Genomic DNA, 2,141 nt, shown 5'->3' on the forward strand with positions numbered 1-2,141 from the left:
GAAGAAAAGAGTTATGGACTATGGGCTGCAAAATTAGCAGATGCAGGTTATCCTGTTTATCTGATCCACCACCCTCTAAATTTGGCCGTAATGAAACCAAATAAAGCTCAACAAATTATTGAAGACTACAATATTACAAGTTACGTAATTGGCGGTCACTCATTAGGTGGTGTCATGGCTAGCCGTTTCGCTCATGACAGCTTAAAAAAGCAGTCAATGGATCAGCAAATTTTAAAAGGTGTATTTTTTCTAGCTAGTTATCCCGATAAAAAAGGCAGTTTAGAAAATCGTTCTTTGCCAGTTCTATCGATTACGGGTGCCAATGACGGTGTCTTAGATCAGCAAGCTTTTCAAAACAACAAACAATTTTTACCTAAAGATACTGATTACATAACGATTCAAGGCGGAAATCATGCTGGATTTGGCAGCTATGGTAAACAAAAGGGCGATAATGCTGCCGCTATTACTAATAAACAGCAGCAAGAAGCTGTTTTTACTGCACTACAACACTGGCTAAGAAGCTTTCCTGAATAACCGGCTTATTTGGTTGCTGTAGTTGATTATGTATTCTCAAAAAAGGAAAAAGCTCTGCAATTAAACAGAGCTTTTTCCTTTTTTAAATTAATCTTCTTTTTTTAGTAAAGCTTTAATAGAGAGATTTACCCGTCCTTGTTTATCGATTTCAACAACTTTTACATCAACTGTTTGTCCCAATGCAAGAACATCTTCTACTTTACCAACTCGTTCATTAGCAAGTTCAGAAATGTGAACCAATCCATCTTTTCCTTTAGCTATTTCTACAAAAGCACCGAATTTTTCAATACGTTTAACTTTCCCAGTGTAAACTTTACCCACTTCAATTTCTTCGGTCAACTCTTCAATGATTTCTTTAGTACGTTTGATCATTGCTGCATCTTCTGAAGCAATACTGATTTTTCCTTCTTGATCAATATCAATTTTAACACCAGTTTCTTCAATAATCGCATTGATTTGATCGCCACCGCGGCCAATAACCACTTTGATTTTTTCTGGTTTAATTTGCATCATTTCGATTTTCGGAGCATATTGGCTTAATTCTTTACGTGGTTCAGCAATTGTAGATACTAGTTCATTTAAAATTTCTAAACGAGCTTTTTTAGCTTGTGTCAATGCTTCTTCAAGAATTTGCGGCGTAATTCCTTGAATTTTAATATCCATTTGTAAAGCCGTAATGCCGGCAGTTGTTCCAGCAACTTTAAAGTCCATATCGCCTAAATGGTCTTCTAATCCTTGAATATCTGTTAATACCGTATAGTTTTCGCCTTCCATTACAAGACCCATAGCAATTCCTGCTACTGGAGCTTTAATTGGCACACCAGCATCCATTAAGGCTAAAGTACCTGCACAAATGCTCGCTTGAGAAGAAGAACCATTTGATTCTAATACTTCTGAAACTAACCGAATCATATACGGGAAGTCTTCTTCATTCGGAATGACTTGTAATAAAGCACGTTCTCCAAGGGCTCCGTGTCCAATTTCACGACGACCAGGGCCACGACTAGGACCAGTACTTCCAACAGAAAATTGCGGGAAGTTATAATGATGGATAAATCGTTTGCTCTCTTCGATTCCCAATCCATCAATTATTTGATGTTCTCCTAGCGGGGCCAAAGTAGCAATAGTAAGAGCTTGTGTTTGTCCTCGAGTAAATAAACCTGATCCATGAGTTCTTGGTAAAATACCAGTTTCAGAAGCTAAAGGACGAATTTCATCTATTTTACGGCCGTCTGGACGAACTTTGTCTACAGTAATTAAGCGACGTACTTCATCTTTTTCCATATTTTCTACAATCGTTTTAATTTCTTTTTGTATACGATTAGCTTCTTCATGTTCGCTATATTTTTCTTCATAAAAAAGAATAGCTTCTTCTTTAACTGCTTCAATATTCTCTTCTCGTGCTAATTTTTCTTCTGTTTTAATTGCAGTACTCATTTTTTCTTTATAAGCATCGTTTACTTCTTTTTCTAATTCTGTATCAATTTGCAATAAAGAAATTTCACTTTTTTCTTTTCCGACAGCAGCTTGAATTTCTTCTTGGAAAGCAACTAATTCTTTGATTGCATTATGCCCAAAAAGCAATGCTCCTAACATATCTTCTTCAG

Annotated in this window: 2 protein-coding genes; one reads left to right on the forward strand and one right to left on the reverse strand. The window is 36.2% G+C overall.

What is annotated here, in order from left to right:
* A partial coding sequence (locus RT405_RS09185; RefSeq protein WP_313469220.1) for an alpha/beta hydrolase occupies window positions 1-534 on the forward strand: 534 nt, incomplete at its 5' end.
* Window positions 535-621: 87 nt separating this feature from the next.
* On the opposite strand, the gene pnp is transcribed toward RT405_RS09185, so the two are convergent.
* Window positions 622-2,141, reverse strand: a 1,520-nt coding sequence (pnp, locus tag RT405_RS09190) for a polyribonucleotide nucleotidyltransferase (protein ID WP_313469221.1), incomplete at its 5' end; no start/stop codon positions are given.

The organism is Carnobacterium sp. (assembly GCF_032094055.1).
Classification (GTDB): Bacteria; Bacillota; Bacilli; order Lactobacillales; family Carnobacteriaceae; genus Carnobacterium_A.